Annotated in this window: 19 protein-coding genes and 2 tRNA genes; 5 read left to right on the forward strand and 16 right to left on the reverse strand. The window is 72.4% G+C overall.

Annotation, left to right across the window (positions count from 1 at the left end; genetic code table 11):
• Positions 1-176: 176 nt before the first annotated feature.
• Both dnaJ and hrcA read right to left on the reverse strand, forming a co-directional pair.
• Positions 177-1,316: a molecular chaperone DnaJ gene (gene dnaJ, locus ACIGW4_RS08430; protein WP_093876158.1), complete on the reverse strand. Its 1,140-nt coding sequence runs from the start codon at positions 1,314-1,316 to the stop codon at positions 177-179.
• A complete protein-coding gene (hrcA, locus tag ACIGW4_RS08435) occupies positions 1,317-2,336 on the reverse strand; it encodes a heat-inducible transcriptional repressor HrcA (protein WP_030684865.1) in 1,020 nt (339 codons plus the stop codon). It lies immediately after the preceding gene.
• Positions 2,337-2,483: 147 nt separating this feature from the next.
• Here hrcA and ACIGW4_RS08440 point away from each other — a divergent pair, with 147 nt between their 5' ends.
• Together ACIGW4_RS08440 and ACIGW4_RS08445 are read left to right on the forward strand one after the other, a co-directional pair.
• Positions 2,484-3,212, forward strand: coding sequence for an MBL fold metallo-hydrolase (locus ACIGW4_RS08440; RefSeq protein ID WP_123452203.1), 729 nt, complete (start codon positions 2,484-2,486; stop codon positions 3,210-3,212).
• Between the two features lie 122 nt (positions 3,213-3,334).
• On the forward strand, positions 3,335-4,141 hold the full coding sequence (locus ACIGW4_RS08445) for a DUF3097 domain-containing protein (RefSeq protein WP_123452205.1): 807 nt from the start codon (positions 3,335-3,337) through the stop codon (positions 4,139-4,141).
• Between the two features lie 482 nt (positions 4,142-4,623).
• Here ACIGW4_RS08445 and hemW read toward each other — a convergent pair whose 3' ends face one another.
• The 3 genes from hemW to lepA all read right to left on the reverse strand — a co-directional run bounded on the left by hemW (position 4,624) and on the right by lepA (position 9,938).
• A complete protein-coding gene (gene hemW, locus ACIGW4_RS08450; protein WP_399579256.1) occupies positions 4,624-5,865 on the reverse strand; it encodes a radical SAM family heme chaperone HemW in 1,242 nt (413 codons plus the stop codon).
• Between the two features lie 39 nt (positions 5,866-5,904).
• Positions 5,905-7,782 (reverse strand): long-chain fatty acid--CoA ligase, encoded by a 1,878-nt coding sequence (locus ACIGW4_RS08455; RefSeq protein WP_123452209.1) that lies wholly within the window; start codon positions 7,780-7,782, stop codon positions 5,905-5,907.
• A gap of 290 nt (positions 7,783-8,072) precedes the next feature.
• Positions 8,073-9,938 carry a translation elongation factor 4 gene (gene lepA, locus ACIGW4_RS08460; protein WP_123452211.1) on the reverse strand — a complete coding sequence of 622 codons (1,866 nt, stop codon included), beginning with the start codon at positions 9,936-9,938 and terminating at the stop codon, positions 8,073-8,075.
• 185 nt (positions 9,939-10,123) lie between these two features.
• On the opposite strand from lepA, the gene rpsT reads away from it, so the two are divergent.
• Complete coding sequence (gene rpsT, locus ACIGW4_RS08465) at positions 10,124-10,390, forward strand: 30S ribosomal protein S20 (RefSeq protein ID WP_123452213.1); 267 nt, start codon at positions 10,124-10,126, stop codon at positions 10,388-10,390.
• A gap of 1,096 nt (positions 10,391-11,486) precedes the next feature.
• Here the strand turns inward: rpsT and holA are convergent.
• Positions 11,487-12,476 carry a DNA polymerase III subunit delta gene (holA, locus tag ACIGW4_RS08470; RefSeq protein ID WP_359587605.1) on the reverse strand — a complete coding sequence of 330 codons (990 nt, stop codon included), beginning with the start codon at positions 12,474-12,476 and terminating at the stop codon, positions 11,487-11,489.
• A gap of 71 nt (positions 12,477-12,547) precedes the next feature.
• Here holA and ACIGW4_RS08475 point away from each other — a divergent pair, with 71 nt between their 5' ends.
• A complete protein-coding gene (locus ACIGW4_RS08475; protein WP_123452217.1) occupies positions 12,548-12,790 on the forward strand; it encodes a hypothetical protein in 243 nt (80 codons plus the stop codon).
• A 118-nt stretch (positions 12,791-12,908) separates the two neighbouring features.
• Here ACIGW4_RS08475 and ACIGW4_RS08480 read toward each other — a convergent pair whose 3' ends face one another.
• From ACIGW4_RS08480 to ACIGW4_RS08520, 9 genes are all read right to left on the reverse strand, one after another.
• The gene (locus tag ACIGW4_RS08480) at positions 12,909-13,793 is read right to left on the reverse strand and encodes a YceI family protein (protein ID WP_399579260.1); all 885 of its coding nucleotides are present in this window, start codon (positions 13,791-13,793) and stop codon (positions 12,909-12,911) included.
• A gap of 98 nt (positions 13,794-13,891) precedes the next feature.
• Positions 13,892-14,776: an arylamine N-acetyltransferase gene (locus ACIGW4_RS08485; RefSeq protein WP_399579263.1), complete on the reverse strand. Its 885-nt coding sequence runs from the start codon at positions 14,774-14,776 to the stop codon at positions 13,892-13,894.
• A 318-nt stretch (positions 14,777-15,094) separates the two neighbouring features.
• Complete coding sequence (locus ACIGW4_RS08490) at positions 15,095-17,626, reverse strand: ComEC/Rec2 family competence protein (protein ID WP_399579265.1); 2,532 nt, start codon at positions 17,624-17,626, stop codon at positions 15,095-15,097.
• Complete coding sequence (locus ACIGW4_RS08495) at positions 17,623-18,666, reverse strand: helix-hairpin-helix domain-containing protein (protein WP_399579268.1); 1,044 nt, start codon at positions 18,664-18,666, stop codon at positions 17,623-17,625. Before ACIGW4_RS08495 ends, ACIGW4_RS08490 begins: the two co-directional genes overlap by 4 nt.
• Before the next feature lie 150 nt (positions 18,667-18,816).
• Complete coding sequence (locus ACIGW4_RS08500) at positions 18,817-19,662, reverse strand: DegV family protein (RefSeq protein WP_399579271.1); 846 nt, start codon at positions 19,660-19,662, stop codon at positions 18,817-18,819.
• Between the two features lie 144 nt (positions 19,663-19,806).
• Entirely contained in the window at positions 19,807-20,562 is a 756-nt protein-coding gene (locus tag ACIGW4_RS08505; RefSeq protein ID WP_399579272.1) for a hypothetical protein, read from the reverse strand.
• Positions 20,563-20,685: 123 nt separating this feature from the next.
• Positions 20,686-23,559, reverse strand: a complete 2,874-nt coding sequence (leuS, locus tag ACIGW4_RS08510) for a leucine--tRNA ligase (RefSeq protein WP_399579274.1) — start codon at positions 23,557-23,559, stop codon at positions 20,686-20,688.
• Positions 23,560-23,829: 270 nt separating this feature from the next.
• Positions 23,830-23,902 (reverse strand) — tRNA-Ala (locus ACIGW4_RS08515).
• Between the two features lie 73 nt (positions 23,903-23,975).
• A tRNA-Ala gene (locus ACIGW4_RS08520) sits at positions 23,976-24,048 on the reverse strand.
• A 122-nt stretch (positions 24,049-24,170) separates the two neighbouring features.
• On the opposite strand from ACIGW4_RS08520, the gene ACIGW4_RS08525 reads away from it, so the two are divergent.
• Positions 24,171-25,391: a glycosyltransferase 87 family protein gene (locus tag ACIGW4_RS08525; protein ID WP_399579276.1), complete on the forward strand. Its 1,221-nt coding sequence runs from the start codon at positions 24,171-24,173 to the stop codon at positions 25,389-25,391.
• Here ACIGW4_RS08525 and ACIGW4_RS08530 read toward each other — a convergent pair.
• Positions 25,370-25,603 carry a hypothetical protein gene (locus ACIGW4_RS08530; RefSeq protein ID WP_005317760.1) on the reverse strand — a complete coding sequence of 78 codons (234 nt, stop codon included), beginning with the start codon at positions 25,601-25,603 and terminating at the stop codon, positions 25,370-25,372. The two genes, ACIGW4_RS08525 and ACIGW4_RS08530, sit on opposite strands and share 22 nt — an antisense overlap.
• Positions 25,604-25,718: the final 115 nt, after the last annotated feature.

The raw sequence follows: 25,718 nt of genomic DNA on the forward strand, positions 1-25,718 counted from the left end.
TCATGCCACCGGGGCGGGTACGGAAAGGGGCGGTACCCATGAATGGGTACCGCCCCTTTCCACCTACACAGGCCTAGCGCCCGTTGAACGCGTCCTTGAGGCGCGAGAACAGCCCCTGCTGCCCCGGCTGACTGTGCTGACCCGGGGGAACGACCCCCGGACCCCCGGCCGAGCGCCTAGCGCCCGTTGAACGCGTCCTTGAGGCGCGAGAACAGCCCCTGCTGCCCCGGCTGGAACTGCCCGGTGGGCCGTTCCTCGCCACGGAGCTTGGCCAGTTCGCGCAGGAGGCGCTCCTGCTCCGCGTCGAGCTTGCTCGGGGTCGTCACCTCGACGTGCACGATCAGGTCGCCCCTGCCGTTGCCCCGCAGGTGCGTGACGCCGCGCCCGTGCAGCGGGATCGACTGGCCGGACTGCGTGCCCGGACGGATGTCGATCTCCTCGACGCCGTCGAGGGTCTGCAGCGGCACCTTGGTGCCGAGCGCGCCCGCCGTCATCGGGATGGTGACCGTGCAGTGCAGGTCGTCGCCGCGCCGCTGGAAGACCTCGTGCGGGGTCTCGTGGATCTCGACGTACAGGTCGCCGGCGGGGCCGCCGCCGGGGCCGACCTCGCCCTCGCCCGCGAGCTGGATGCGGGTGCCGTTGTCGACACCGGCCGGGATCTTGACCGTGAGGGTGCGACGGGACCGCACGCGGCCGTCGCCGGCGCACTCGGGGCACGGGGTCGGGACGACCGTGCCGAAGCCCTGGCACTGCGGGCAGGGGCGGGAGGTCATGACCTGGCCGAGGAAGGACCGGGTGACCTGGGAGACCTCGCCGCGGCCGCGGCACATGTCACAGGTCTGCGCGGAGGTGCCGGGCGCGGCGCCCTCACCCGAACAGGTGGTGCAGACGACGGCCGTGTCGACCTGGATGTCCTTGGTGGTGCCGAAGGCCGCCTCGTTGAGGTCGATCTCCAGGCGGATCATGGCGTCCTGGCCGCGGCGGGTGCGCGAGCGCGGGCCGCGCTGCGAGGCCGTGCCGAAGAAGGCGTCCATGATGTCGGAGAAGTTGCCGAAGCCGCCCGCTCCGAAGCCGCCGCCCGCGCCACCGCCGCCGGAGGCCGAGAGCGGGTCGCCGCCGAGGTCGTAGACCTGCTTCTTCTGCGGGTCCGAGAGGACCTCGTAGGCGGCGTTGATCTCCTTGAAGCGTTCCTGCGTCTTCGGATCGGGATTGACGTCCGGGTGCAGCTCGCGCGCGAGCCTCCGGAAGGCCTTCTTGATCTCGTCCTGGGACGCGTCGCGGCGCACGCCGAGTACGGCGTAGTAGTCCGTGGCCACTTACGACTCCGCCAGGATCTGTCCGACGTAACGTGCCACTGCGCGTACCGCTCCCATCGTTCCGGGGTAGTCCATGCGGGTCGGTCCGACCACGCCGAGTTTGGCGACTGCCTCGCCGCCCGAACCGTAGCCGACCGAGACGACGGACGTGGAGCTCAGCCCCTCGTGGGCGTTCTCGTGCCCGATGCGTACGGTCATGCCCGATTCCTTGGCCTCGCCGAGCAGCTTGAGGAGCACGACCTGCTCCTCCAGAGCCTCCAGGACGGGCCTGATCATCAGGGGGAAGTCGTGTCCGAAGCGGGCGAGATTGGCGGTGCCGCCGATCATCAGCCGCTCCTCGTGCTCCTCGACGAGCGTTTCGAGGAGGGTCGCGAGCACGGTCGAGACCGTGGCGCGGTCCTCGGCCTCCTCGAAGGACTCGGGGAGGTCCTGCACCAGCTGCGGCACGTCGGCGAACCGACGGCCGACGACCCGGCTGTTGAGCCGGGCCCTCAGGTCGGCGAGCGAGGTCTCACCGAAGGGCGCGGGGCAGTCGACGACGCGCTGCTCGACCCGGCCGGTGTCCGTGATGAGGACGAGCATCAGGCGGGCGGGGGCCAGCGAGAGCAGCTCCACGTGCCGGACGGTCGAGCGGGTCAGCGAGGGGTACTGGACGACGGCGACCTGGCGGGTCAGCTGGGCGAGCAGTCGTACCGTGCGGCCCACGACGTCGTCGAGGTCGACCGCGCCGTCGAGGAAGTTGTGGATGGCCCGCCGCTCGGGCGTCGACAGCGGCTTGACGCCGGCGAGCCGGTCGACGAAGAGCCGGTAGCCCTTGTCGGTGGGGATGCGCCCCGCACTCGTATGAGGCTGGGCGATGTACCCCTCCTCCTCCAGCACGGCCATGTCGTTGCGGACGGTGGCGGGCGACACGCCGAGCTTGTGGCGTTCGGTGAGCGCCTTGGAGCCGACGGGCTCCTCCGTCCCGACGTAGTCCTGGACGATGGCGCGCAGGACCTCGAGTCTGCGTTCGCTGAGCATCGTGCGCACCTCCAGCTGGCGTCGTCGTTCCGGTTGCTCCGCTTTTGGCACTCGCCCTGTCCGAGTGCCAGCGATCCCCGGCCAGTGTACGGCGGCGGGCATCGCTCCTGGCAAGGAGGCGGCGCTCGCACCGGTTAGCGTCGCCTCATGGAGACGGATTGGGAAGCGTACGGGTGGGAGCGGCTCGCGGACGGGGTGGGCCGGCGACGGCTGCCCGGCTGGGACGCCACGGTGGGGCTTGTCCTGGGCACACGGGCGGTTCTGCTGTACGACACGGGGTCCACGCTCGCGGAGGGCGCCGAGCTGCGGGAGCAGGTGGCGGCGCTCACGGGCGGCCGGAAGGTGACGCACATCGCACTCAGCCACCCCCACTTCGACCACGTCCTCGGCACGGCGGCCTTCGCCGGGGCGGAGGTCTTCGGCGCGGTGGGCTCGGACGACCTCATGAACGGGGCCAGGGCCCGCGAGGAGCTGTACGGGGACGCGGTACGGCAGGGGGTCGACCCCCGGGCGGCGAGGGAGGCGACGGACCTCCTGGTGGCCCCCCGGCACCTGGTCACGGGCGAGTGGACGCTCGACCTGGGCGGCCGCCAGGTCCTCCTGGCGAACGTGGGGCCCGGCCACACGGGCCACGACCTTGCGCTCTGCGTGCCGGGCTCGCGCGAGGTCGTCTTCTGCGGGGACCTGGTGGAGGAGTCGGGCGAGCCGCAGGCGGGCCCGGACGCGATCCCGTCCCGCTGGCCGGACGCCCTGGACCGGCTGCTCGCCCTGGGCGGCGAGGAGGCGGCGTACGTGCCGGGGCACGGGGCGGTGGTGGACGCCGCGTTCGTCCGGGCACAGCGCGGCGAACTGGCACGCCGCTTCGGCGTGGCATAACGTCGCCCGAATGCGCGGCCGCGTCCCGGACCTGACGCCGCCCTGACCGTGCCTGCCCGGGGGACGACCCCGGGCCCCCCGGCAGAACCCCCATCCACCGCACCCCGGACGGAACGGAGCCCATGCGCAGCTACAACCCCGACCTGACCCCGCCCTGGAAGAAGTCGGCGCCCGTCCCGGAGGTCCCGGCGGAGCACGACCTGGTCGTGGAGGAGGTCGCCACGGGCTTCTGCGGGGCGGTGATCCGCTGCGAGGCGGGCACGGTGACCCTGGAGGACCGCTTCGGCAAGCACCGGGTCTTCCCGCTGGAGCCGCGCGGCTTCCTCCTGGACGGCAAGGTCGTGACCCTGGTCCGCCCGGCGTCCGGCGGCCCGGTCCGCCCCACCCGCACGGCCTCCGGCTCGATCGCGGTCCCGGGCGCACGCGCGCGCGTGGCACGGGCGGGCCGGATCTACGTCGAGGGCCGCCACGACGCGGAGCTCGTGGAGCGCGTCTGGGGCGACGACCTGCGGATCGAGGGCGTGGTCGTGGAGTACCTGGAGGGCGTCGACGACCTGCCGGCGATCGTCGCGGAGTTCGCGCCGGGGCCGGACGCCCGGCTCGGCGTCCTGGTGGACCACCTGGTCCCGGGCTCGAAGGAGTCGAGGATCGCCGCGCAGGTGACGTCCCCGGACGTCCTGGTCGTCGGCCACCCGTACATCGACGTCTGGGAGGCGGTGAAGCCGTCCTCCCTGGGCATCCCGGCCTGGCCGGCGGTCCCCCGCGGCCAGGACTGGAAGACGGGCGTCTGCCGCGCCCTGGGCTGGCCCTCGGACAACACGGGCGCGGTCTGGCGGGCGATCCTCGAACGCGTCCACTCCTACAAGGACCTGGAGCCGGCGCTGCTGGGCCGAGTGGAAGAACTGATCGACTTCGTGACGGCCCCGTAGCGCCCACACCCACCGGGGCGGTGCACCTGCCCGTGTGGGCCGCGCCCGGCCGGGCGGTGCCCCCGCCCACCCCCGTGTGGGGCCCGCGCCCTGCGGGGCGGTGCCCCTCGCCCACCCCCGTGTGGGCAATCGTCCCGCTGGGGCGGGACGGGTGGGCACACGGGACGGCGCCCTGAGCGGCGCCTCCGCGTCCCGAGCCTGAACCCGCACCCCGAGCTGGGTGCGCAACCGGTGCGGGTCCAGGCACCACAGCCTCTGCCGCCGGCAGGGCGCGGGTCCGTTGTGCCCACCCTCCCCCAAGCTCTCGGCTTCGCTCGAGCAAGGGGGACCCCCTTGCCCCAGCGGAACGACTGCCCACAACGGGGGCGGGCGGGTGCGCCACCCCGCGGGTGCAGCCCACAACGAGGGGCGCGGGGGGCGCCGCCCCGCGGAACGGCCGCCTGCGGCAGGGGCGTCGGCAAGGGCACCGCCCCGCACACGCCTCAGTCCACCAGGTCCCGCACCACCGCGTCCGCCAGCAACCGCCCCCGCAGCGTCAGAACCGCCCGCCCGCCCGCGTAGGGCTCGGGCGCGAGGAGCCCGTCCTCCAGGGCCTTCCGGGCCGCGGCCAGCCCCGCCGGCCTGAGGACCGACAGTTCGATCCCCTCCCGCAGCCGCAGCTCCAGGAGGATCCGCTCCACCCGCCGGTCCTCGTCCGACAGCAGCTCCCGTCCGGCCCCCGGCGACCGCCCGTCCGCGAGCGCCGCCGCGTACGCGCCGGGATGCTTCACGTTCCACCAGCGGACGCCGCCCACGTGCGAGTGGGCGCCGGGCCCCGCACCCCACCAGTCGGCGCCGCGCCAGTACAGCTCGTTGTGGAGGCAGCGCCCGGCCTCGGAGGTGGCCCAGTTGGAGACCTCGTACCACTCGAAACCGGCCCGGGTCAGCACGTCCTCCGCGATCAGGTAGCGGTCGGCGTGGACGTCGTCGTCGGTCATGGGCACCTCGCCGCGCCGGATGCGCCGGGCGAGCTGCGTGCCCTCCTCGACGATCAGCGCGTAGGCGCTGACGTGGTCCGGCCCGGCGCCGATCGCCGCCTCCAGCGAGGCCCGCCAGTCGTCGTCGGACTCGCCGGGCGTGCCGTAGATCAGATCGAGGTTGACGTGCTCGAACCCGGCCGCCCGCGCCTCCCCGACGCACGCCTCGGGCCGCCCGGGGGTGTGGGTCCGGTCGAGGACCTTCAGGACGTGCTGCCGGGCGCTCTGCATGCCGAAGGAGATCCGGTTGAAGCCGCCGGCACGCAGCTCGGCGAGGTAGGCGGGGTCGACGGAGTCCGGGTTGGCCTCCGTCGTCACCTCGGCGTCGTCCGCGAGCCCGAACTCGTCCCGGACGGCGCCGAGCATCCGTACGAGGTCCCCGGCGGCGAGGAGCGTCGGGGTGCCGCCGCCGACGAAGACGGTCCGCACGGGCCGGGGGTCGTCGCCGAGGACCTTGCGGGCGAGGCGGATCTCCTCGACGACCTGTTCGGCGTAGTTGTCGCGGGAGGCGAGCACACCGCCCGTACCGCGCAGCTCGCTCGCCGTGTACGTGTTGAAGTCGCAGTAGCCGCAGCGCGTCGCGCAGTACGGCACGTGCAGGTAGAACCCGAGCGGCCGCTCCCCGGCCCCTTCGAGGGCGTGCGGGGGCAGCGCCCCGTCGTCGGGAACGGACTCACCATCGGGCAGTACGGAAGGCATGAGCCCCATTGTCCCGTACTGCCCGGGGTGACGGCCCGGCTCCGCGGGTCACGCCTCGCGGGAGCCCGCGTACATCTCCTCGATGAGGTCCTTGTACTCCCGCTCGACGACCGGCCGCTTCAGCTTCAGGGACGGGGTGAGCTCGCCGTGCTCGATGTCGAGGTCGCGCGGCAGCAGACGGAACTTCTTGATCGTCTGCCAGCGCTGGAGACCCTCGTTGAGGCGGTCGACGTAGCCCTGGATCAGCTTCTCGGTCCGCGGATCGGCGACGAGCTCCGCGTACGACTTGCCGCCGAGGTCGTGCTCGGCGGCCCAGCCGAGGAGGGCGGGCTCGTCGAGGGCGATGAGCGCGGTGCAGAAGTTCCGGTCGGCGCCGTGGACGAGGACGTTCGACACGAACGGGCAGACGGCCTTGAACTGGCCCTCGACCTCGGCCGGCGCGATGTACTTGCCGCCGGAGGTCTTGATCAGGTCCTTCTTCCGGTCGGTGATCCGGAGGTAGCCGTCGGCGGACAGCTCGCCGATGTCGCCGGTGTGGAACCAGCCGTCGGGCTCCAGGACCTCGGAGGTCTTCTCCGGCAGGCCGTGGTAGCCCTCCATGATGCCGGGGCCGCGCAGCAGGATCTCTCCGTCGTCGGCGATGCGGACCTCGGTGCCGGGGAGCGGCTTGCCGACGGTGCCGGTGCGGTAGGCCTCGCCCGGGTTGACGAAGGAGGCCGCGGAGGACTCGGTGAGGCCGTACCCCTCCAGGATGTGGATGCCCGCGCCGGCGAAGAAGTAGCCGATCTCGGGGGCGAGGGCGGCGGAGCCGGAGACGCAGGCGCGCAGGTTGCCGCCGAAGGCCTCGCGGATCTTGGCGTAGACGAGCGCGTCGGCGACCTTGTGCTTCGCGGAGAGGCCGAAGGGCACGGAGGCGGTGCCGGTGCGGCGGAAGTTGTCCTGGGTGGTCTTGGCGTACTCGCGGGCGACGCCGGCCGCCCACTGGAAGATCTTGTACTTGGCGCCGCCGCCCGCGCGGGCCTTGGCGGCGACCCCGTTGTAGACCTTCTCGAAGATGCGGGGCACGGCCGCCATGTAGGTCGGCTGGACGACCGGCAGGTTCTCGATGATCTTGTCGACGCGGCCGTCGACGGCGGAGACGTGGCCGACCTCGATCTGGCCGGAGGTGAGCACCTTGCCGAAGACGTGGGCGAGAGGCAGCCACAGGTAGGACACGTCGTCCGGGGTGAGCAGGCCGGTGGCGGCGATGGCCTTGGCCATGTACGACCAGTTGTCGTGCGGGAGGCGGACGCCCTTGGGGCGGCCGGTGGTGCCGGAGGTGTAGATGAGGGTGGCGAGCTGCGTGGGGGTGATCGCCGCGACCCGCTCCTTGACCGCCTCGGGGTGCTCCACCAGATGGGCCTTGCCGCGCTCCTCCAGCTCCGCGAGGGAGAGGACGAACTCGCCGTCGCTCTCCACGCCGGTGGCGTCGATGACGACCACGTGGTGGAGGTTCGGCAGCTCGGCGCGGCGCTCGACGGCCTTGGCCAGTTGGGCCGCGTCCTCGGCGATGAGGACCCTCGACTCGGAGTCGGAGAGGATGAACGCCGACTCGTCGGCGTTGGTCTGCGGATAGACCGTGGTGGTCGCGGCGCCCGCGCACATCACGCCGAGGTCGGAGAGGATCCACTCCACCCGGGTGGAGGAGGCCAGGGCGACGCGCTCCTCGGCCTGGACGCCGAGGTCGACGAGGCCGGCGGCGATCGCGTAGACCCGCTCGGCGGCCTGTCCCCAGCTGAGCGACTTCCAGTCGTCCGGGCCGGCGCCGGAGGCGGCGGGAACCGGGTAGCGGTAGGCCTCCGCATCCGGGGTCCGCTCGACGCGCTCAAGGAAGAGGGTCGCCACGGAGGGCGGCCGGTTCTCGATCTGGGTCTGTGTGTCGCTCACGACGTCCTCCGGGCGGCGGCGGTGCCTGCTGGTGGTTCGTAACTAACTGGCGAGTAACCTTCGAGCCGGGATCAGAGTAAAGGCCCGAGGACCGGCGCGTAAGGCCTTACAGGGCGTCGCTTCATAACGAACGGACCCACGCGGGGGACGCGAACCGGCCCACGCGGGGGACGCGAACCGGTCCACGCGACGAACGCGAACGGGTCCACGCGGCGAACGCGAACGGGCCCACGCGCGCACGGCGCGTGGACCCGTTGGGTGCACAGGGCAGCTACTTTCCCGCCCCCTGGCTACTTCTTCTTGCCGGAGGACTCGTCGCTCGACAGGACGGCGATGAAGGCCTCCTGCGGCACCTCCACCGAGCCGACCATCTTCATGCGCTTCTTGCCTTCCTTCTGCTTCTCCAGCAGCTTCCGCTTACGGGAGATGTCACCGCCGTAGCACTTGGCGAGGACGTCCTTCCGGATGGCGCGGATGGTCTCGCGGGCGATGACCCGGGAGCCGATGGCGGCCTGGATGGGCACCTCGAAGGCCTGCCGCGGGATGAGCTCGCGCAGCTTGGCGACGAGCCGGACGCCGTAGGCGTACGCGGCGTCCTTGTGGGTGACGGCCGAGAAGGCGTCCACCTTGTCGCCGTGCAGCAGGATGTCGACCTTGACCAGGCTGGAGGCCTGCTCGCCGGTGGGCTCGTAGTCGAGGGAGGCGTAACCGCGCGTCTTGGACTTCAGCTGGTCGAAGAAGTCGAAGACGATCTCGGCGAGGGGCAGGGTGTAGCGGATCTCGACCCGGTCCTCGGAGAGGTAGTCCATGCCGATGAGCGTGCCGCGACGGGTCTGGCAGAGCTCCATGATCGCGCCGATGAACTCGCTCGGGGCGAGGATCGTGGCGCGCACGACGGGCTCGAAGACGTCGCTGATCTTGCCTTCGGGGAACTCGCTCGGGTTGGTGACGGTGTGCTCGCTGCCGTCCTCCATGACCACGCGGTAGACCACGTTCGGCGCGGTGGCGATCAGGTCGAGCCCGAACTCGCGCTCCAGACGCTCGCGGATCACGTCGAGGTGGAGGAGACCGAGGAAGCCGACGCGGAAGCCGAAGCCGAGCGCGGCGGAGGTCTCCGGCTCGTAGACCAGCGCGGCGTCGTTGAGCTGCAGCTTGTCGAGGGCCTCGCGGAGGTCCGGGTACTCCGAGCCGTCCAGCGGGTAGAGGCCCGAGAAGACCATCGGCTTCGGGTCCTTGTAGCCGCCGAGCGGCTCGGTGGCGCCCTGGTTCAGGGAGGTGATCGTGTCACCGACCTTGGACTGCCGGACGTCCTTCACACCGGTGATGATGTAGCCCACCTCGCCGACGCCGAGACCGTCGGAGGAGGTCATCTCGGGCGACGAGACACCGATCTCGAGCAGCTCGTGGGTGGCTCCGGTCGACATCATCCGGATGCGCTCGCGCTTGTTGAGCTGACCGTCGACGACTCGCACGTACGTCACGACGCCCCGGTAGGAGTCGTAGACGGAGTCGAAGATCATCGCGCGGGCGGGGGCGTCGGCGACACCGACCGGCGCCGGGATGTCCTGCACGACGCGGTCGAGCAGCGCCTCGACGCCCATGCCCGTCTTCGCGGAGACCTTGAGGACGTCCTCCGGCTGGCAGCCGATGAGGTTGGCCAGCTCGTCGGCGAACTTCTCCGGCTGGGCGGCCGGCAGGTCGATCTTGTTGAGGACGGGAACGATCGTGAGGTCGTTCTCCATCGCGAGGTACAGGTTCGCGAGGGTCTGCGCCTCGATGCCCTGCGCGGCGTCCACGAGCAGGATCGTGCCCTCGCAGGCGGCGAGCGAGCGCGAGACCTCGTAGGTGAAGTCGACGTGCCCGGGGGTGTCGATCATGTTCAGGATGTGCGTGTTGCCCTGGGCCGGCCCCTCGGTCGGCGCCCACGGCAGCCGGACCGCCTGGGACTTGATCGTGATGCCGCGCTCCCGCTCGATGTCCATGCGGTCGAGGTACTGGGCGCGCATCTGCCGCTGGTCGACCACACCGGTCAGCTGGAGCATCCGGTCGGCAAGCGTGGACTTGCCGTGGTCGATGTGCGCGATGATGCAGAAGTTGCGGATCAGAGCCGGGTCGGTACGGCTCGGCTCGGGCACGTTGGTAGGAGTCGCGGGCACGCAGGGATCTCGTCTCGGGCGATGTTCAGAACGGATACGTAGACACCATGGTCCCATGCCCGGCGCCCGGTGCCCGGTTTGGGCGGCCCAGAGGGTGGCTGATATCGTTGACAGCTGTGTCTCGCATGCCCTCTCAGCTGTGAGGCGCGTCCAGAAGGAACATCGAACCTGTAAAGGCTCTTTTCGTGGCGAACATCAAGTCCCAGATCAAGCGGAACAAGACGAACGAGAAGGCGCGCCTGCGCAACAAGGCCGTCAAGTCCTCGCTCAAGACCGCGATCCGCAAGGCCCGTGAGGCTGTCGCCGCCGGCGACCTCGAGAAGGCCACCGTTGCCGCTCGCGCCGCCTCGCGTCAGCTCGACAAGGCTGTCTCGAAGGGTGTCATCCACAAGAACGCCGCCGCCAACAAGAAGTCGGCGCTGGCGCTCAAGGTTGCCTCCCTCCAGGGCTGAGCTCTGATGTGATCGGCCGTACGGGAACCAGCGGGCCCTCTACCCCGCTCCCGCCCGGCCACCCGGGACTCGCACGCGGACGCGTTCGCCACGCGTGTGCGAGCCCACCAGCACCACCGCCGAAGGCCCCGCCGCTCCTTCCCCAGGCCCGCCGGGGCCTTCGCCGTACCCACACGGGCCCCATGCCCGACGCGAACCCCGGGACGGGCGACGCGAAGCCGCCGCAGGACTGTTAGCCGGCACGAGAACCCGGCCCCCGAAATCGAAGGCCCGAAACGCCCGCAGGCCTGCCGAGCAGCGCAAGACCGACGGAACCCCGACCCCGAGCCGACGGCACGAAACAGCCGCGGCGCTCCCGGGCGGCGTAAGGCCGACGGGGCCCAGAACCGACGGCACACGACACCCGCAGCGCCACCGGGCGGCGCGAGGCCGACGGCCTCGGAACCGACGGCGAAGCTGCCGCCCAGCTGCCAGACAGTGCAACACCGACGGGCCCGGGGCCGGCAGCAAGAAACCAGCCACAGCGCTACCGACAGCGCGAGGCCGGCGGGCCCCTGAACGGGCGGTGCGGAGCCGCCGCCGGGCCATTGGGCGGCGCAGGACCGACGGAAGCCGAACCCAGCTGTACTGAACCAGCCGCAGCCTCCCGGGCGGCGCGAGCCGCCAGGATCCGCATCCGCAGCCGGCGGCGCAGGGCGCAGTTGCGGGACCGCCGGGCCGCATCGGTCCCCGGACCCGAGCCGACGGCACGGAAAGCCGCAGCACTCCTGGGCCGTGCGAGCTGCCAGGCGGTGCGAGCCGTCGGGGCCCGGGGGCGGCGGCGCGAAGCTGCCGTCCGGTCGTGGGGACCGGCGGGATCGGGGCGCAGCCCTGGAAGAGAGGGCCTCACCCCCCCACCAGCCCCCGGCAGGGTTTCGGGAAGGGGTGGGGTGGGGGATCCGCTCGGATACCAGCCACGAACCACCCCGCACCACCGACTACCAGGCCCACCCCACCGGCTCCCGAGCCACCGACTTCCGAGCCACCGGCTTCCAAGCCACCGGCTTCCGGATCACCGGTTTCCGGGCTCGCCCCGCCGGCCCCCGCACCACCCCGCTCAGCCCCGCCGCATCCTCGCCGCCCGCGCCACCGCGACCACCGCCTTCTCCAGGGCGTACTCCGGGTCGTCGCCCCCGCCCTTCACCCCCGCGTCCGCCTCCGCGATCGCCCGCAGCGCCAGCGACACCCCGTCCGGGGTCCAGCCGCGCATCTGCTGCCGCACGCGGTCGATCTTCCAGGGCGGCATGCCCAGCTCCCGCGCCAGGTCGGCCGGCCGCCCGCCCCGCGCCGAGGAGAGCTTGCCGATCGCCCGTACCCCCTGGGCCAGCGCGCTGGTGATGAGCACGGGCGCGACCCCGGTCGAGAGCGACCAGCGCAGGGCCTCCAGCGCCTCCGCCGCCCGCCCCTCGACGGCACGGTCCGCGACGTTGAAGGAGGAGGCCTCGGCACGCCCCGTGTAGTACCGCCCGACGACCGCCTCGTCGATCGTCCCGTCCACGTCGGACGTGAGCTGCGAGACGGCGGACGCCAGCTCCCGCAGATCGCTGCCGATCGAGTCCACGAGCGCCTGGCAGGCCTCGGGCGTGGCCGAACGCCCCAGCGCCCGGAACTCCTGCCGCACGAACGTCAGCCGCTCCGCCGGCTTCGTCGTCTTCGGGCAGGCGACCTCCCGGGCCCCCGCCTTGCGCGCCGCGTCGAGCAGCCCCTTGCCCTTGGCGCCGCCGGCGTGGAGCAGGACGAGCGAGATGTCCTCTACGGGGTCGCCCAGGTACGCCTTGACGTCCTTGATCGTGTCGGCGGAGAGGTCCTGCGCGTTCCGCACGACCAGCACCTTGCGCTCGGCGAAGAGCGAGGGGCTGGTGAGCTCGGCCAGCGCCCCGGGCTGGAGCTGGTCGGGGGTGAGGTCGCGCACGTCCGTGTCGGCGTCGGCGGCCCGCGCGGCCGCCACCACCTCCTGGACGGCGCGGTCGAGGAGCAGGTCCTCCTGTCCCACGGCGAGCGTCACGGGGCCGAGGAGGTCGTCGGGGGAAGTCTTTCTGGTGGCCATCGCGATCCAGCATCCCACGGGCCACCGACACCGATGCCCGGGAAGGACGGGAAGGGGACGAGAATGGCGGGGTGAGCGAACGACACGTACTGGTACTGCCCGACCGCGACGCCGCCGAGGAGGTCGCCGGGGAGCTCCCCGACCGTTTCGGCGTGGCCGAGGAACCGCATCTCGTACGGGACGCCCTGGCCGGGGAGGACGACGCCGAGGACGCGCAGTGGCTGGTGGTCGTCGAGGACCCGGACGCCCGCCTCGACCCGGCGGCGCTGGACGCGCTGGCCGCCGAGTACGAGGGCTGGCTGGAGGCCCCGTAGGCCCGCCGGGTCCGATCAGGCCCGGGTCCGGTCAGCCCGGGTCCGGTCAGGCCCGTCGGCTCCGCCAGGTCCAGCCGAGCACCGGGCCCGGTCAGGCGGAGCCGACGGGATCCGCCCGTCAGCCCTTCTTGCGAACGATCTGGACGTCGAGCTCGATGCTGATGCTGGACCCGACCGCCGCGATGCCCCGCGCGAGCAGCGTCTGCCAGGTGAGGGTGAAGTCCTCCAGGTGCAGTTCGGTGGTGGCCCGGCAGGCGCCCCGGGTCTCGCCCTCCAGGCCGCTTCCGAGGCCCAGGTACTGGGTGTCCAGGGTCACCGTGCGGCTCACCCCGTGGAGGGTGAGCGCCCCGGTGACGGCCCACCGGCTGCCGCCCCGGTGGACGAAGCGCTCGCTGAAGAACTCCAGCGTCGGGTAGGCGCCGACGTCGAGGAAGTCGCCGGAGCGCAGGTGGTCGTCGCGCATCTGCACCCCGGTGTCGATGGAGGCCGCGTCGATGACGACGTGCATCGCGGAGCGCTCCATGCGTTCGGCGATCCGGACCGCGCCCGCGAAGCTGTTGAACCGCCCGTGGATCCGGGCGAGGCCGATGTGGCGTGCCGTGAAGCCGATCTGCGAGTGCGCGGGGTCGATCTCCCAGTCACCGGGCTCCGGGAGCTGGGGCTGGGGCGCGACCTGGAGCAGGACGTCGCCGAGGCCCTGGTGTTCGCCCTCGGCGACGACGGTGCTGCCGTGGTAGGGGGTGTAGCCCTCGGAGGTGACGGCGACCCGGTACTCGCCCGCCGGTACGGTCGCGAGGACCGTACCGTACGGGTCGGTCTCACCGGCCAGGACCTTGCGGCCCGCCGCGTCGCTGACGACGAACTCCGCCTGCCGGACGGGTTCGTGCACGGGGTCGAGCACCCGGCAGCTGAGCACGCCCGCCGAGGAGGGGACGGAGAGGCCGGCGAGCGGGCCGCCCCGCGAGGCCCCCGCCGCCCGCTTCCCGAAGAGACGATCGAACATTCTTCACGCACCCCCGTGCGACTCATTCACTATGCAACGAAGTCGCATTCGATCACCATTGAGGCGTTCGAGGCAAACGGGGCGAGTGGAGGCAAGTGTTACTCAGGGTCCGAATTCAGGATTCCGCTTCGTACGGCCGGCAGCACGTCGAGCTCGATGCCGAACAGCTCCTTGTACGCGTTCCTCACCTCGTCCTCACCGTCGAGGATCCGCTCCTCACGCTCGCCGTGAGCCCGGGTGATCAGCTTCGGCGCACTGAGCGTGACCCGGCCGTCCTCGGTGAGCCGGGAGCAGATCAGGGACTTCGTGAAGTGCGAGTCGGGCGAGGTCTGGTGGTACCAGGCGCCCGCCGCGAAGTCGACGAGCTCCCGCGGCCGCGACTCCAGCCGGTACTGCGGCTTGCCGTCCCGCAACACGTCGAGATCGCCGTCCGCGGTCTCCACGATCCGGAAGGCCCCGCCCGGATCCTGCTGGTCGTCACGCGCGTCGAAGGCCAGCGGGAAGTGGCTGTGCTCGCCGAACCCGACGTCCGCCAGCCACCGCTCCCCCTCCGCCGTCTCCACGAGCAGCGCCATGTGGTCGTACGGGATGCCCGGCTTCCCGTGCGGCCCGAACACCCGTCCCTGGAGCAGCGCGACCTCGTACCCGAGTCCCCGCAGCAGGACGGCGAACGCCGTGTTGACCTCGTAGCAGAACCCTCCCCTGCGCGCGCCGACCACCTTGTCGAGCAGCGCCTTCTCCTCCAGGACGACGGGCTCGCCGAGATGGATCGAGAGGTTCTCGAAGGGCACGGTCCGCAGGTGGAGCAGATGCAGTTCGCGCAGCGCGGCGGCGTCCGCGCGCCCCGGATGCCGCGCGCCGATACGGCGCAGATAGGCCTCGACGGTGGTCGAGTCGATGGCGAAGGGCTCGATCCTGCCGGGTTCGCTTGTGGCAAGCCCGGTCGCGGAAGGTTCGGTCGTGACAGGTCCGGATGTCGTCATACCACCAGTCTGCCTGCCCCATGATCGCTCCGTCCGGTGATCCACTCCTCTGCCCGACGGCCGCCGATTCCCTTTCCCCCGCGGGCAGTTCCCTCATCCACGGCAGCGGCGAGAGCAGCAGCCGGAGCACGGCGAGGAAGCCCCCGTCCCAGACCGCCCCGAGGAGGCCGCCCACGGCTCCGACCAACAGCACGAGACCGGGTGGTGGTGTCCCCCGGGGCTTCTCCCGCCCCCGCCCGCCGGACGGCTCCTCCACCAGCCCGTACAAGCCTCTCCGGCCACCTCCTCCACCAGCCCCTACAAGCCTCTCCGGCCACCTCAGCCCCCTCCCGGCACGGCCACCAGACCGCGCCCCGCCCCCACCACCGCGACGGCCCCGTCCCGATCGGTCCGCAGCACCCGCGCACCGCCCGCCCCCAGCGCCTCCAGCGTCCGGGGCGAAGGATGGCCGTACAGGTTGTCACGCCCCGCCGACACGAGCGCGAGCCTCGGCCGCACCGCCCGCATCAGACCGGGATCCTGGTGCGCGGAACCGTGATGGGCGACCTTGAGCACGTCCACCGGCCCCAGCCCCGGATGCACCCCCAGCAACGCCCGCTGGGCCGGCGGTTCGAGATCCCCGAGCAGCAGCAGGCTCAGCCCTCCGCCGGTACGGACGAGCAGCGTGACACTGGCGTCGTTGGGCCCCTCGACGGCCGATCCGAAGGCATCACCCCCTCCGGCGCCGCCCCACGGCCAGAGCACCCGCCACTCCAGGGTCCCGATCCTCCGCCGCTCGCCCGGCCCCGCACGGATCAGCGGCACCCCTGCCGCCGCCGCGGTCCGCCGCACGAACGCCGCCTGACCGGGCGGCTCTTCCAGCCCCGTGGTCTGGATCGCGCCCACCGCCCTCCCCCGCAGCACGCCGGGAAGCCCGGCCACATGGTCGGCGTGGAAGTGGGTGAGCACCACCAACGGCACCCTCCGCACCCCGAGTTCGCGCAGGCAGCGGTCCACCGGCACGGGGTCGGGCCCCGCGTCCACCACGACGGCGGAGTCCCCGCCCGCCGCGAGCACCGTCGCGTCCCCCTGCCCCACCTGGCACATGGCGAACACCCAGCCCGGGGGCGGCCACCCCGTGACCCACCGGGCCAACGGTGCCGGCCGCACCACCACGAGCAGGAGCACCCCGGCGACGAGCGCGCCGGCCACACCCCGGTACGGCAGTCTCCGCGCCCCGAGCACCACCAGCGCCGTGAGCAGCGCCAGCGCGAGGCCGCCCCACCACCCGCCGGGCCAGGCCAGCTCGGCCCCCGGCAGCGCGGCGCCCGTACGGGCCACCCGCGCCAGCCACCCCGCCGGCCACCCCGCCACCCACGCCAGCCCCTCCGCCGCGGGCATCCAGACAGCCGCCAGGGCGAGCGCGGCGAACCCGCACACCGTCGCCGGCGCCACCGCCAGCTCGGCGAAGAGGTTCGCCGGGACGGCGACCAGACTCACCCGGGCGGCGAACACCGTCACCACCGGCGCGCACACCGCCTGCGCCGCCAGGGCCGCGCCCAGCGCCTCCGCCGCCCGCCCGGGCACCCCGCGCCGCCGCAGCGCCTCGCTCCAGCGCGGGGCGATCGTCAGCAGCGCCCCGGTCGCCAGGACCGAGAGCAGGAAGCCGTAGCTCCGGGCGAGCCAGGGGTCGTAGAGCACCAGGACGAGCACGGCGGCGGCCAGGGCGGGGATCAGCGACCTCCGGCGTCCGGTCCCGATCGCGAGCAGCGCGACCAGACCGCAGGCCGCGGCGCGCAGCACGCTCGGATCCGGCCGGCAGACCACCACGAACGCGAGCGTCAGCCCTCCCCCGGCCAGCGCCGTGACCCGCAGCGACAGCCCGATCCGTGGCGCGAGCCCGCCCCGCTCCACCTGTTGCGCCCGCCCGGGCCGTCCGATGAGCAGGAGCAGCACCACCGTGAGGTTGCTGCCGGAGACCGCCAGGAGGTGGGTGAGGTCGGTGGCCTCGAACGCCGCCCGCAGCTCGGGGCCGACCCTGGAGGTGTCCCCCACGACGAGTCCGGGCAGCAGGGCCCGCGCGTCCGGGTCGAGCTTCTCCGTCGCCTCCCGCAGTCCGGCGCGCAGGTCCCCCGCCGTCCGCTGCAGGGCGCTCGGCGGGCCGACGATCCGCGGAGGGCCGGCCCCGTCGGTCTTGAGCACCGCCGCGAAGGACTCACCGGGTCGCAGCGGCGGCGCGAGCCGGGCACCGACCCGCAACCGGGTGGAGGGAAGGAGGCGCAGCCATTCCTCCCGTCCCTCCCCCGACGGCACGATCAGCAGGACCGGCGTCCGGGTCCGGTGCACCGAGCCGTCCGACCGCTCGACCCGGGTCACCTCGCCGTCCAGGACGATCGAGACCGGTGCCATCGCGTTGCCCCGGACCTTGGGCCGGGTGAGCCGTGGGTCGGAGGTCACCACCACCTCCAGGCGCGCCCGCGCGTACTCCCGCGCCAGCTCCGGCACGGGTCCCCGCCGCAGATCCGCCGCGTGCAGTCCCGCCGAGGCGGCTCCGGCCGCCGCGCAGAGCAGCACCCCGGCCCACGCGGTCGCCCGTAATCGCCACCCTGGTGTGGCCCCCGGTACGGCGGCCCCACGACCACCGCCCGGACCCCCGCGCCGCCGGACCTGCCCCCGCACCAACAGGATCAGGGCTCCCGCCAGACAGACGCCGACACCCGCCGCCGTCCACTGACCGGTGGCGCCCACGGCCCAGGCCGCCGCCGCCCAGGCGGCCCCCGCGAGGGGAACGAGGCGAAGATCGGTCGGCCCCTCCTGCCACGGCTTCTGCCCCGCGCCGTGCTCCTCATCGATTCCCTCGTCCGGGTTCATGGCCGGACCAGCGGCTCGAGATCGGCGAACCGGCGCTCACCGATGCCGTTGACCTCCCGGAGCTCCGCGACCGACCGGAAGCCGCCGTGCTCCGTCCGGTGGTCGACGATGTGCCGGGCGAGCACGGGCCCCACCCCCGGGAGTCCGTCGAGTTGTTCCGCCGTGGCCGTGTTGAGGCTCAACGGCGCCCCCGGCACACCGCCGCCCGGACCGGAGCCGCCCGAGGTGGAGCCGTTCGGACCGGAGCCGGTCACCGGCGTCCCCGGCAGACCCACGAGGATCTGCTCGCCGTCGAACAGGACGCGAGCCCGGTTCACCCCGGTGAGATCCGCGCCGGGCTCCGCCCCGCCCGCCGCCCGCAGGGCGTCCGCCACGCGCGAGCCGGCCGGCAGGGTCAGCACCCCGGGCCTGCGCACCTTGCCGCCGACGTCGACGACGACCCGCGCGCCGGCAGCCCCGGTCCCCCGCACCGGCCCCGGCCCTGGTCCTGATGCCGCCCCCGGACCGCTCCTCGGCGCGGGCACGGCGGCCACGGGAGCGGCGGCGTGGACGAGTGCGGGAGCCCGCACCGGCTCCGGCCGCCCGGTCCAGAAGTACGCGCCCGCGAGACCGGCGGCCACGAGCAGCACCACCGTCAGCGCGGCCAGCGCCCTCGGTTCGAGCCCGCACCTGGTCTGCATCCACACCGGGGTCCGGTCACGGAGCAGCGCTACCACCCGCTCCCGTACTCCCGGCGGGGAACCACGCTCCGGCGCCTCCGGTGCCTCCGGTGCTTCGGGCACCTCCCAGGTTCCCGGCACCGGCGCCGGCGGTGTCGCCGTCGGGAACAGGGCGTCCGCCCGCCGCCGCACGGTTCCCCCGGGCACCGCGGGGGCCTGCCCGATCAGGGCGCGCCTCCGGGCCCGCCCGGCGGGTGAGCCGCGTCCCCCGGGGCGACTGCGCCCGTCCGAACCGGGCGCCCGTCCGGGCCCGCTCGTCGGGGCGCCCGCCGGGCCCGAGGTCCTGGAAGCGGTCGATGCGATGCGTGTACGAAGAGTCATGTCCGTAACGGTAGAGATCACGACCGGCTCGTGCGGAGATCGGCCGTCTTCCGTGGACAGGCACTTCTCTGTGGAAAACTCCGTCACCCCTACGAGGGACGGAGCCCGGCTGCCGGGAGGGTCGATGTGGACGCGCCGCGGCGGACGGTCTCAGCGCGGCGAGACGACGACCGCGAGGAGACCGGGGCCCGTGTGGGCGCCGATGACCGCTCCCACCTCGCTGACCTGGAGTTCCTCGATTCCCGGGACGCGCTCCTCGAGCCGGTCCGCGAGTGCGGTGGCGCGCTCCGGCGCGGAGAGGTGGTGCACGGCGATGTCGACGGCGCCGGAGCCCGCCTGCTCCACGGCGATCTCCTCCAGGCGCGCGATGGCCTTCGAGGCCGTCCGCACCTTCTCCCGCAGTTCGATCCGCCCGCCGTCGAGTTCGAGGAGCGGCTTCACCGCGAGCGCCGAACCCAGCAGGGCCTGCGCGGTGCCGATGCGCCCGCCCCTGCGCAGATAGTCCAGGGTGTCGACGTAGAAGTAGGCGGACGTTCCCGCGGCGCGCTTCTCGGCCGCCGCGACCGCCTCTTCGAGGGAGCCTCCGGCCTCCACGACCTGTGCCGCCGCGAGGGCGCAGAAGCCCAGCGCCATGCCGACCATGCGGGTGTCCACCACGCGTACGGGCACGGGGGCGGTCTTGGCCGCGAGCACGGCGGCGTCGTAGGTCCCGGAGACCTCGGCGGACAGATGGAGCGAGACGACGCCCTTCGCGCCCGCCTCGGCGGCCTCGCGGTAGGCCTTCGCGAAGACCTCGGGGCTCGGCCGCGAGGTGGTGACGGGCCGGCGCTTCTGCAGGGCCTCGGCCAGCGCCTTCGCCGAGATCTCGGTGCCCTCCTCAAGGGCGCGGTCGCCGATGACGACGGTCAGCGGGACCGTGGTGATGGCGTGCCGCTCCCTCGTCTGGCGTGGCAGGTAGGCCGTGGAATCGGTGACGATCGCGACATGCCGGGACATGAGCGGGAGGTTACCCGCCGGGGCTCCCGCACGGCAGCCCGGCCCCCCTCACCGCCCGCCCCCGGCACGACGCCGTCCGGGCCGTTCGGTCCCGCGCCCGACGTCCGGCCCCTCGGCGGCACGGCACCGCGCGGGTCCGTGCCCTTAGGTGGTGGTCTCCGGGCGGGCCGACTTCTCCCAGGGGTAGGCGGTCCGGCGGGGATCGGGCGCCGTGATCGCGGACGGCTCCCCGCCGGCCGTCGGGCCCGTCTCGCGAGCGGGTCGGGCGGGCTGCCCCCAACCGCCGGCCGCCGCCGCGTCCGCCGCCCCGTTCCCCGTGCCGGTGCCGGCCGCCGTCCCCGGCGAGGCGTCCGGGCTCGTCCAGTGGCGCAGGGCGCCCGCCTCGACGTCGATCTGGGCGCTGAGCGACGACAGGTCGTCCTCGGCGAACTTCAGGGCCCGCTCCCGGGCGGCGCGGCGCAGCGCGTCGGCCGAGCCCGTGATCCGCTCGGTCCGCGCGGCGAGTTCGGGCAGCTGGCCGGCCACCCACGCCCGGTCGGGCTCCCGCTCCAGGCGCTTGAGGTCCGCGTCCAGTTCGAGTCCATGGGCGCTGAGGCGGTGGAACAGGTCGAGCGACTCCTTCAGCGAGGCGTCCTCGCCGACCCCGTCCTGCAGCGCCTCCTGGGTGGCGCGCATCGAGGTGCGCAGCGAGAGCCGCAGCCGGGCGAGCTCGCTCGCGGTCCCGGCCTGTCCGAAGCTCTTGGCGCGCAGGGTGGTGTCCTCGACCGTGCGCCGGGCCTGGTCGATGGTGCGGTCGACCCCGCGCTTGGCGGCCTTCGCGACCTTCACGGTGACGTACACCCCGAGCGCCACGAAGGACAAGAAGAGCAGCGCCATGATCGTGATAATCGTGGCTTCCATGTGCGCCCCTCCGGCGTCCGTCGGTTCCCCACGGCTGTGGTTCCTCCACGTTAAACGGAACGGGCAGGTTGGGGGTTCCATCGGAACCCCCAACCTGCCCGTAGGGGAAACCCCTATGTGCCGCTAGCCGGCGACGATGTTGACCAGCTTCGGCGCGCGCACGATCACCTTGCGGATCTGGGCGCCGCCCAGCGCCGCGACCACGTGCGGGTCGGCCAGGGCCAGCGTCTCCAGCTCCGCGTCCGTGATCGACGGGGAGACCTCCAGGCGGGCCTTGACCTTGCCCTTGATCTGCACGACGCAGGTCACGGTCTCGTCCACGACGTAGGCCGGGTCGGCGACCGGGAAGTCCTGGTGGACGACCGAGTCGGTGTGGCCCAGCTTGCGCCACAGCTCCTCGGCGATGTGCGGGGCCAGCGGGGCGACCAGCAGGACCAGCTGCTCGGCGACCGGCCGGGAGACCGCGCCACCGGTCTTGGTCAGGTGGTTGTTCAGTTCGGTGATCTTGGCGATGGCGGTGTTGAAGCGCATCGCGGCCATGTCCTGCGAGACGCCGTCGATCGCCTTGTGCAGGGCGCGCAGGGTGTCCTCGTCGGGCGCGGCGTCGACGACCGTGACCTCGCCGGTCGCCTCGTCGACGATGTTGCGCCACAGGCGCTGCAGCAGACGGTACTGGCCGACCACCGCGCGCGTGTCCCAGGGGCGCGACACGTCCAGCGGGCCCATCGCCATCTCGTACAGGCGCAGGGTGTCGGCGCCGTACTCGGAGCAGATCTCGTCCGGCGTGACCGCGTTCTTCAGGGACTTGCCCATCTTGCCCAGGACGCGGCTGACCTTCTCGCCCTGGTAGTAGAACGCGCCGTCCCGCTCCTCGACCTCGGCCGCCGGCACGGCGATCCCGCGCGCGTCCCGGTAGACGAAGGCCTGGATCATGCCCTGGTTGTAGAGCTTGTGGAACGGCTCGGCCGAGGAGATGTGGCCCAGGTCGAACAGGATCTTGGACCAGAAGCGCGCGTACAGCAGGTGCAGCACGGCGTGCTCGGCGCCGCCGACGTACAGGTCGACGCCGCCGGTCGGCATGCCCTCGCGCGGGCCCATCCAGTACTGCTCGACGGCGGGGTCGACCAGCTTCTCGGAGTTGTGCGGGTCGAGGTAGCGCAGCTCGTACCAGCAGGAGCCGGCCCAGTTGGGCATGGTGTTGGTCTCGCGCCGGTAGCGGCGCGGGCCGCGGCCGTCGCCCAGGTCCAGGGTGACGTTGACCCAGTCCTCGTTGCGGGACAGCGGGGTCTCCGGCTGGGTGTCCGCGTCGTCGGGGTCGAAGGTGCGCGGCGAGTAGTCCTCGACCTCCGGCAGCTCCAGGGGCAGCATCGACTCGGGCAGCGGGTGGGCGACGCCGTCCTCGTCGTAGACGATCGGGAAGGGCTCGCCCCAGTACCGCTGGCGGCTGAACAGCCAGTCGCGCAGGCGGAAGTTGACGGTGCCCTCGCCGATGCCGCGGTCGGCCAGCCAGGCGGTGATCTTCGCCTTGGCGTCGACGACGCCCAGGCCGTCCAGGGAGATCTCGTCGTTGGCCGAGTCGACCAGCTTCGCCTCGTACGAGGAGAAGGCGTCCTCCCAGGTCGACGGGTCGGTGCCGCGGCCGTCGCTCGGCTCCACGACGCAGCGCATCGGCAGCTCGAAGGCGCGCGCGAAGGCGAAGTCGCGGCTGTCGTGCGCGGGGACGGCCATGATCGCGCCGGTGCCGTAGCCCATCAGGACGTAGTCGGCGATGAAGACGGGGACCTGCGCACCGCTGACCGGGTTGGTCGCGTAGGCGCCGGTGAAGACGCCGGTCTTGTCCTTGGCCTCGGCCTGGCGCTCGACGTCGGACTTGGAGGCGGCCTGCTTGCGGTAGGCGTCGACGGCCTCGGAGGGGGTGGCGTGGCCGCCGGTCCACACCTCGTGGGTGCCCTCGGGCCAGGTGGCCGGGACGATCTTCTCGACCAGGTCGTGCTCGGGCGCCAGGACCATGTAGGTGGCGCCGAACAGGGTGTCCTGGCGGGTGGTGAAGACGGTGATGGCTCCGGTGTCGCCGACCTGGAAGTCGACGCGGGCGCCCTCGGAGCGGCCGATCCAGTTGCGCTGCTGCAGCTTGATGGCCTCGGGCCAGTCCAGCGCGTCCAGGTCGTCCAGCAGGCGGTCCGCGTAGGCGGTGATCCGCATGTTCCACTGGCGCAGCTTGGCCTTGAAGACGGGGAAGTTCCCGCGCTCGGAGCGGCCGTCGGCGGTGACCTCCTCGTTGGCCAGGACGGTGCCCAGGCCGGGGCACCAGTTGACCGGGGCGTCGGAGGCGTACGCCAGGCGGTACTCGCCCAGGACGTCGGAGCGCTCGGCGGCGCTCAGCTCGCTCCACGCGCGCGTGCCGGGGACCTCACGGGTGCCGTTCTCGAACTGCTCGATCAGCTCGGCGATCGGCCGGGCCTTCTTGGCCTCGTCGTCGTACCAGGAGTTGAAGATCTGCAGGAAGATCCACTGGGTCCACTTGTAGTACTCCGGGTCGATCGTGGCGAACGACCGGCGCTTGTCGTGGCCCAGGCCCAGCCGGCGCAGCTGGACCTTCATGTTCTCCATGTTGGCCTCGGTGGACACGCGCGGGTGCGTGCCCGTCTGCACGGCGTACTGCTCGGCCGGCAGGCCGAAGGCGTCGAAGCCCAGGGTGTGCAGCACGTTGTGGCCGGTCATGCGCGCGTGGCGGGCGAAGACGTCCGTGGCGATGTAGCCCAGCGGGTGGCCGACGTGCAGTCCCGCACCCGAGGGGTACGGGAACATGTCCATGATGAACTTCTTGGGCAGGGCGGCGACGGCGGGGTCGCCCGCCAGGTCACCGGTGGGGTTCGGCGCCTCGTAGGTTCCCTCGGCGTCCCAGAAGTCCTGCCAGCGTGCCTCGATGTCGGCGGCCATGGCCGCCGTGTAGCGATGAGGGGCCGCCGTCTCGGCGGCCGTCGTGATCTCGGTCATGGTCCTTGATGCTCCATCGATCGTCTCTGCCCACTGCCACGAACTGCCCGAAATGAAAAATCCCCTCGCACAGGAGGGGATGCCGCGCCGACTCCGACGGGATGTCTGTCATCCGTCGGGACTGGTCAGCGCGGCTCGGTAAGCAGGAGGCGTACGGCACGCATGGCGCCAGGGTACCGCAGTGCCCGAGCGGGCCGCGCCGACGTTCCACGGAGCGGAAGGACACGAAGAAGCGGGTCACCCTGGGGAGGGTGACCCGCTTCTCGACTGTGGAGCTAAGGAGAATTGAACTCCTGACCTCCTGCATGCCATGCAGGCGCTCTACCAACTGAGCTATAGCCCCGCGTACGGGAATGTTTCGCTTCACCGCAGAATCGGCGCGAGCCACCCGGTCCGGATGGCTCGGTTCCGATCTGTGGAGCTAAGGAGAATTGAACTCCTGACCTCCTGCATGCCATGCAGGCGCTCTACCAACTGAGCTATAGCCCCTTGATTCGTCGTCCCGGCTTCGACCTCGCTCGCGGCGACGAACAGAACAGTAACGGCCCGCGCGGCAGATCTCCAAATCGGTTTCTCCGCCCCGTCCGGAGCCCCGGGTAGGGTCGCCGACTGTGTCCGTCTCCGTGCTCTCCCGAACCCGCGCCCGGCCGTGGCCCCTGGCCACCGCCGCGGCGGTCTGTCTGCTCTCGTTCACGGCATTCTGGGTGGCGCAACGCCTCGCCCACGTGAACATGCTCGACGTGATGGTCTACCGGGCCGAGGGAGAGACGGTCCGGGCCGGCGGGGACCTGTACGCGATGCGCGCCACCTCGGCGAACCTCGGCATGACCTACCCGCCCTTCGCGGCGCTTCTGTTCGTCCCGCTCACCCTGGTGGGCGTCCCGCTGATGCGGACGCTCACGACGGCGGGGAACCTGCTCCTGGTGGTCGCCCTGGTGCAGCTGTCGCTCCAGCTGGTCCGCCCCTCGCTGTCGCGCACGGACCTGTGGCGCACGACACTGTGGGTCGCCGCCGTCGTGGTCTGGTGCGAGCCGGTGTGGACGACCCTGCGGTACGGACAGATCAACCTGCTCATAGCGGTGGCGGTGCTGTGGGACCTCACCCGCCGCGAGGGCAGCCGCCTGGCAGGCCTGGGCATCGGCCTGGCGACCGCGGTGAAGCTCACCCCCGGGCTCTTCGTGGTCCTCCTGCTCGTCGCCGGTCTGCTGCTGTGGCGCCGGGACCGGGGCGTGGACCAGTGGCTGCGCACGGCGCTGACGGCGACCGGGACGTTCCTCGGGACGACGCTGGCCGTGGCGCTCGCCCTGCCCGCGGACTCGAAGCGGTTCTGGACGGAGACCCTGTTCGAGACCGGCCGGGTCGGCTTCGCCGAGGAGACCGCCAACCAGTCGATCCGCGGGGTCCTGGCCCGACTGATGCACACGGACGACCCGGGCATGTGGTGGGCGGTGACGGCGGCCGTCCTGGGCGGCGCGGCGATGGTGCTCGCGGTACGGGCGGCGGTGCGCGGCGACAAGGCGGTGGCCGTGGTCGTCTGCGCGTTCACGGCGCTGATGATCAGCCCGATCTCGTGGTCCCACCACTGGGTCTGGTGCGTGCCCCTGCTGATCCTGCTCGCGGACCGCTCCACGCGCGCGTGGCCGGTGACGGGGGCGGTGGCACTGGCCTTCGCCTCGTTCGCGCTGTGGTGGGTCCCGCACGACCCGGGACGCCCCGAACTGGACCAGAACGCGGGGCAGATGCTGCTGTCGGCGGTCTACCCGCTGACGGCGACGGCGCTGCTCGTGGGATACGCGCTGACGCTGCGGCGTCAGGCCGTCGCGAAGGAGTAGAACCGCTTGAGGGTGCAGTGCTCGTCGAGGAGCCGGCCGTAGATCGGCTCCCCCTCCAGCTCGCGGTAGGTCTCGATGGGGTCGCCTTTTATGATCAGCGCCCGCGCGCACTCCTCGCACCAGTACTGGAACTCGGGATTGACGGGATCCATGTCGCGCACGATGGGCGTGCCGCTGCCGCACCAGTCGCACTTCCGCCTGTGTGCACCCATCAATCAGCTCCAGCTGTGGCCGCAGGCCGTGCACCCATAGGACACCCTGCCGTTGTCGCCGAGCACTTGGGTCACCCTCCCGTCCGGATCCTCGTCCCCCTCCGGCCGTCCGATT

The organism is Streptomyces sp. NPDC053513, from assembly GCF_044544765.1.
GTDB classification, from domain to species: Bacteria; Actinomycetota; Actinomycetes; order Streptomycetales; family Streptomycetaceae; genus Streptomyces; species Streptomyces litmocidini.